General features: G+C 62.3%; 5 protein-coding genes and 1 pseudogene. All 6 read left to right on the top strand.

Features of this window, described 5'->3' with window-relative positions:
• A partial coding sequence (locus tag AC16XC_RS07405) for a GatB/YqeY domain-containing protein (protein WP_484034009.1) occupies positions 1-233 on the top strand: 233 nt, incomplete at its 5' end.
• A gap of 77 nt (positions 234-310) precedes the next feature.
• Positions 311-721 (top strand): endonuclease domain-containing protein, encoded by a 411-nt coding sequence (locus tag AC16XC_RS07400; RefSeq protein WP_484034008.1) that lies wholly within the window; start codon positions 311-313, stop codon positions 719-721.
• Between the two features lie 3 nt (positions 722-724).
• A complete protein-coding gene (dnaG, locus tag AC16XC_RS07395) occupies positions 725-2,608 on the top strand; it encodes a DNA primase (protein WP_484034007.1) in 1,884 nt (627 codons plus the stop codon).
• 8 nt (positions 2,609-2,616) lie between these two features.
• Positions 2,617-4,635 carry an RNA polymerase sigma factor RpoD gene (gene rpoD, locus AC16XC_RS07390; protein ID WP_484034006.1) on the top strand — a complete coding sequence of 673 codons (2,019 nt, stop codon included), beginning with the start codon at positions 2,617-2,619 and terminating at the stop codon, positions 4,633-4,635.
• Positions 4,636-4,801: 166 nt separating this feature from the next.
• Positions 4,802-5,743, top strand: a complete 942-nt coding sequence (locus tag AC16XC_RS07385) for an alpha/beta fold hydrolase (RefSeq protein ID WP_484034005.1) — start codon at positions 4,802-4,804, stop codon at positions 5,741-5,743.
• 138 nt (positions 5,744-5,881) lie between these two features.
• Positions 5,882-6,138 (top strand): annotated as a pseudogene (locus AC16XC_RS07380) (hypothetical protein); the annotation flags it as partial.

Below are 6,138 nucleotides of genomic sequence, written 5' to 3'. Positions count from 1 at the left end.
GCGGCCGCCAGGAGCTGGCCGACCAGGAACAAAGCGAGCTGGCGGTGATCGAGGAATTCCTTCCTGCGCAGATGTCTGACGATGAGATCAATGGAGCGATCGCGGCGATCAAGGCCGAACTCGGCGCGGAGAGCATCAAGGACATGGGCAGGGTGATGGCCGCGCTCAAGGCGAAACACGCCTCGGAAATGGACATGGGCAAAGCGAGCGCGCTGGTGAAGGCGAGTTTTTGAGATCCGTCCCGGCTACCAGCCGGGACACCGAAATCTCCCCTCCCTTCGGGGAGGGGTCCGGGGGAGGGGCTCTCGAATTGTTGAAATCCGAAACGGCACGGGCCCGGGAGCTTCGTAACAATCCTACCGAAGCAGAACGCCTGCTTTGGCAACATATAAGCGCAAAAAAATTGGGCGGATTCAGATTCAACAGGCAGGCCAAAATTGGCCCATATTTCTGTGACTTCGTGGCGCGCGGACCCAGATTGATCGGCGAGATCGATGGCGGCCATCACAATCACAAGGATGGACGACTACGTGACGCGCATCGCACCGCTTTCCTCAATGCACAGGGTTATCACCTCATTCGCTTTTGGAATTCAGAAGTCTTGGATAATGTCGACGGCGTGTTGAAACGGATCGAGCATGTGCTGGCTGATGGTCCCTCCCCCTTCCCCTCCCAAATGGGAGGGGAGACTGTTGAACCCCGCACCAACAGTGCGGGGTAGACTGTGTTAAGTCCCCAATGGCTCGATGAACTGAAATCCCGCGTCACGCTGTCGAGCGTGATTTCCCGCACGACCAAGCTCCAGAAGGCCGGGCGCGAGTTCAAGGCCTGCTGTCCGTTCCACAACGAGAAGACCCCGAGCTTCACCGTCAACGACGAGAAGGGATTCTATCACTGCTTCGGCTGCGGTGCGCATGGCAGCGCGATCGACTGGATGATCGAGCAGCGCGGCCTGGAGTTCATGGATGCGGTCAAGGAACTCGCCGCGCAGGCCGGGATGGAAGTCCCGGCGCCCGATCCGCGCGCGGCCGAGCGGGCCGAGCAGCGCAGCCATCTGCACGACGCGATGGCGGCTGCACAGGAGTGGTTCAAGGCCAATCTTTTCTCTCCGGATGGCCGCGCGGCGCTCGACTATCTCAAATCGCGCGGGCTCGACGATCACACCATCCAGCGCTTCGGCTTCGGCTATGCGCCCGATGCCAAGGGCGCCATCGCCAGGGCGCTCGACAAGTTCGAGACCAAGGAACTGGTGGAGGCCGGGCTTCTGATATCGGTCGAGGGCCGCGATCCCTACGATCGCTTTCGCGGCCGGATCACCCTGCCGATCCAGGATATGCGGCAGCGGATCATCGGATTTGGCGGTCGGATTCTCGATCCATCGAACAAGGACGCGCCCAAATACCTCAATTCGCCCGACACGCCGTTGTTCGACAAGGGGCGCACGCTCTACAATATCCACCGCGCCGGCCCGGCCTCGCGCCAGTCCGACCGGATCGTGGTGGTCGAAGGCTATATGGATGTCATCGCGCTGGCGGCCGCGGGCATCGAAGACGCGGTCGCGCCGATGGGCACGGCGCTGACCGAGAACCAGATCGAGCTGCTCTGGCGGCTGGTCGATACGCCGATCCTGTGTTTCGACGGCGACAGTGCCGGCCAGCGCGCGGCGATCCGGGCCGTGACCCGCGCCCTGCCTCTGCTTCGTCCCGGTCATTCGCTCGGCATCGTGCGCCTTCCCGCCGGCCTCGACCCGGACGATCTCGTCAGGCAGCAGGGCAAGGTCGCTATGGAGAAGTTGCTGGCCGAACCGAAATCGCTGATCGAAACATTGTGGGAGCATGAGCGCGACGCGCGGGAATTGACAACGCCCGAAGACAAGGCGGGGCTCAAGCAACGCCTGCTCGATCATTGCGAGGCGATCCGGCATCCCGACATCAAGTCGCTCTATCGCCGCGAACTGCTCGACCGGTTTTCCGCCTATGCCTATCCGGCGAGAAGCGATCGCCCATCGGGTCCGTGGCGCGGCGCACAGCCCCGGCCCTCGCGCATGCAGGCAGAGGTGGCGGGTCGCTTGCGCCGGGCGACCTCGGGCGGGCTGCGCGACGCATTCGCCCAGTCGGTGATTGCCGGCCTGGCGCGCCATCCCGACCAGATCGCCCGCCATGCCGAAGGCCTTGGCCGGCTGGCCAGGACGAGCCCGGCGCTCGAAAAGGCGGTCGACGCGCTGTTTTTCGCTGCCGAGTCGCTTGAAAGTGGTAACGTTTCTCCCATATCGGCGCTGGGTGACTTCGCCGTCGCACCGGATAAAGCACGCTTCACCTTCCTGATGGAAGGATCGGATCCGCACTGCGCACGCGAAGACCTGGCCGAAGCCGTCGCCTTGCTGGTCGAACGACCGGCATTGGAGGCTGCGCTTGCCGACGCCACGCAACGCTTTGAAAACACCTTCGAGCAGGCAGCGTTCGAAGAGCAGCAGCGGCTGCTCAAACGAAAGCTGGAGTTTGAGAAGCGAGTCGGGCAAATGGCCAGCCAACGCGCCGCTTCGGCGGCGTTCGATCGAGACATGGCGCGGTTCCCCGCCGGGGATACCGACCCGGATAGACTGGACTGAAGCGAATCATGGCATCCGAAGCGAAGACCAAGACCAAGAAGAACAGCGATGACGATGCTCCGCTGATCGATCTCAACGACGCCTCGATCAAGAAGCTCATCAACAAGGCCAAGCGCCGCGGGTATATTACCTATGACGAGCTCAACGAAGCCCTGCCGCAGGACCAGATGACCTCCGAGCAGATCGAGGACGTGATGTCCGCCATCTCGGAAATGGGGGTCAATATCGTCGAAAGCGACGAGGACGCGCAGGAAGAGGATGCGGGCGTCGAGGAAATCAACTCGGACGACGACAAGGACGAGATCAAGAACGTCTCCGAGGCCAAGAAGAAGGAAACGGTCGAGCGGACCGACGACCCGGTGCGGATGTATCTGCGCGAAATGGGCGCGGTCGAACTCTTGAGCCGCGAAGGCGAAATCGCCATCGCCAAGCGGATCGAGGCCGGGCGCGACACCATGATCATGGGGCTGTGCGAGAGCCCGATCACCTTCCACGCGATCATCCAGTGGTCGCAGGCGCTCAACGCCGAGGAAATGCAGCTCAGGGAAATTCTCGATCTCGATGCCATGCTGTCCAAGGAACCTCCGGTCGAGAAGATGGAGGAGGAGAACGAGGACGACAGCGGCGAAATCAGCGAGGAAACCGCCGGTCCGACCTACAAGGAAGACGAGGACGAGCCCGAAGAGGAAGAGGAAGTCGACGAGGACGACGAGGACGGCGAAAGCCGCCCGCGCCGCCGCGAGGAGGATGACGACGAGGACAACACCCTCTCGCTGGCCCAGATGGAAGCCGCGCTCAAGCCCGACGCGCTCGAGAAATTCGCCAATATCACCAAGCTCTTCAAGCGTTTCGAAAAGCTCCAGGAAGAGCGGATCGAAGCGATGGGCGGCGACGAATTTCCGCCCGCCAAGGAGAAACGCTACGAGAAGCTGCGCGAGGAACTGACTGCCGAGGTCGAGAGCGTGCAGTTCCACGCGACCAAGATCGAGTTTCTGGTCGACAACCTTTATGCCTTCAACCGCCGGCTGACGACGCTGGGCGGGCAGATGCTCCGCCTGGCCGAGCGCCACAAGGTCAAGCGCGCCGAATTCCTCGAGGAATATGTCGGCAACGAGCTCGACGAGGGCTGGCTCAAGGCCAAGGCCAAGAAGGACAAGAAATGGGCGGCCTTCGCCGAGAAGGAAGCCGACGCGGTCGAGCGCATCCGGGCCGAGATCGCCGATATCGCCAGCCAGACCGGCATGAGCCTCAGCGAATTCCGCCGGATCGTGAACATGGTCCAGAAGGGCGAGCGCGAGGCGCGGATCGCCAAGAAGGAAATGGTCGAGGCGAATTTGCGCCTGGTGATCTCGATCGCCAAGAAATACACCAATCGCGGGCTGCAATTCCTCGACCTGATCCAGGAGGGCAATATCGGCCTGATGAAGGCGGTCGACAAATTCGAATACCGCCGCGGCTACAAGTTCTCGACCTATGCCACCTGGTGGATCCGGCAGGCGATCACCCGTTCGATCGCCGACCAGGCGCGCACGATCCGCATCCCGGTGCATATGATCGAAACGATCAACAAGCTGGTGCGCACTTCACGCCAGTTCCTCCACGAGCAGGGCCGCGAGCCGACGCCGGAGGAAATGGCCGAGCGCCTCTCGATGCCGCTCGAAAAGGTGCGCAAGGTGATGAAGATCGCCAAGGAACCGATCAGCCTCGAAACCCCGATCGGCGACGAGGAGGATTCGCATCTCGGCGATTTCATCGAGGACAAGAACGCGGTGATCCCGGTCGACGCGGCGATCCAGGCCAACCTCAAGGAAACGGTGACACGGGTCCTGGCCAGCCTGACCCCGCGCGAGGAGCGCGTGCTGCGCATGCGCTTCGGGATCGGCATGAACACCGATCACACGCTCGAGGAAGTCGGCCAGCAGTTCTCGGTCACCCGCGAACGCATCCGGCAGATCGAGGCCAAGGCGCTCAGGAAACTCAAGCACCCGAGCCGCAGCCGGAAGATGCGCAGCTTTCTGGATCAGTAAAGCGAGGATGATGGGGGAAGTTCCTGGAATGCGGGCCGCGCTTGCGGCAGTGTTGGCGATTCTTGCGTCGCAAGCCACCACCCCATTTTCCGCGTCGGCCAATGAATCACATGACCAGGGGCATGCGCTTCCACAGCTTACGCTCCGCTGCGAGGCCGGTTTGCCCGTGCAGGATGCAGGGTTGGTTCCGATTGGCGACATCGAACAATGGGTGACGATCAGGGGAGCGGATTGCGCGAATCCCGTCATCCTCTTCCTCCACGGAGGACCCGGCAATCCGCTCAGTCCGTTTAGCGAGGCCATCTACGGAACCTGGGAAAACGATTTCACGCTTGTACAGTGGGATCAACGCGGGACCGGAATGACCTACCTCGCCAATCCGCCGCCCCAGGACTTGACTGTCGATCGGATGGTCGCGGACGGGCTCGCCCTGTCCGAGTATTTGAGCCGGGCAATGGGCCAGGAAAAACTGATCCTCCTCGCGGGTTCGTGGGGCACGGTCCTGGGTGTTCGGATGGCGCTGGAGCGGCCCGACCTGTTCCATGCCTATCTGGGCGCCGGACAGCTTGTCAGCGGCCCGGAAAACCAGGCCGCCAGTTACCGGAAGGTGCTCGAAAGAGCGCGCACCGCTGGAGATGAGGATATCGTCGCGACGCTCGAAGCGCTGGGGCCGCCTCCATGGAGCAATCCCCGCAATCCCGGCATCTTGCGTCGCGCGACAAGAGTTTTCGAAGGCAAGGACACGGTTCCCCCGCCGGAGCACTGGTGGTCGCCGGCAGCCGACTACACGGATGCGGAGTTTCGCGCGGCCAACGAGGCGGGCGAGGAGTTCTCGTATATCGAGTTCATAGGGATGGACGGACAGGGCATGCTTTCGAGGCTGAACTTGCCCGATTACGGCCTGTCATTCGAAATTCCCGTGTTCCTGGTTCACGGTGAGGAGGATCTCGTCACCGTGCCGGAGGTAGCAAGGCGCTATTTCGATTCGCTCGCCGCACCGGAGAAGGAGTTTCGGCTGCTGGAAGCGACGGGTCACGACCCGAACGCAGCCATGATCGACGCCGAGTACGAAATCCTGAAGACCAGGATCATGCCGCTCGCACAATAGCACCGTCGATCCCCGGCAGATTCCAGGCGGGCCTGAGGGATGGAATGGCTTCGCTCCGGCGGGGTTTTTCATTTGCACGCTCGCCATGGCTGGTCCACCCTTCCCCAAAGCAAATCCTTGGGGAGAGGAATAAGGGACATGCTCGAACGCCTATCAGCCATCGTCGGCATACTGGTTGCCAGTCTTGCATTTTCAACGCCCGCCGCAGCCGAAGACTGCGATCGCGCCTGCCTCGGCGACCTCGTCACGCAATATGTCGATGCCGTGCTGGCGCACGATCCCTCGAGCCTGCCGCTGGCCGAAGGCGCGGAATATACCGAGGGCGGGCGCGCGGTGGAGTTCGGCAAGGGCGCGTGGGAGAGCATCACCGGCAAGGGCACTTTCCGCCACGATTA

It is taken from the genome of Candidatus Andeanibacterium sp., from assembly GCF_057143545.1.
This window is presented reverse-complemented; position numbering and strand designations above follow the sequence as displayed.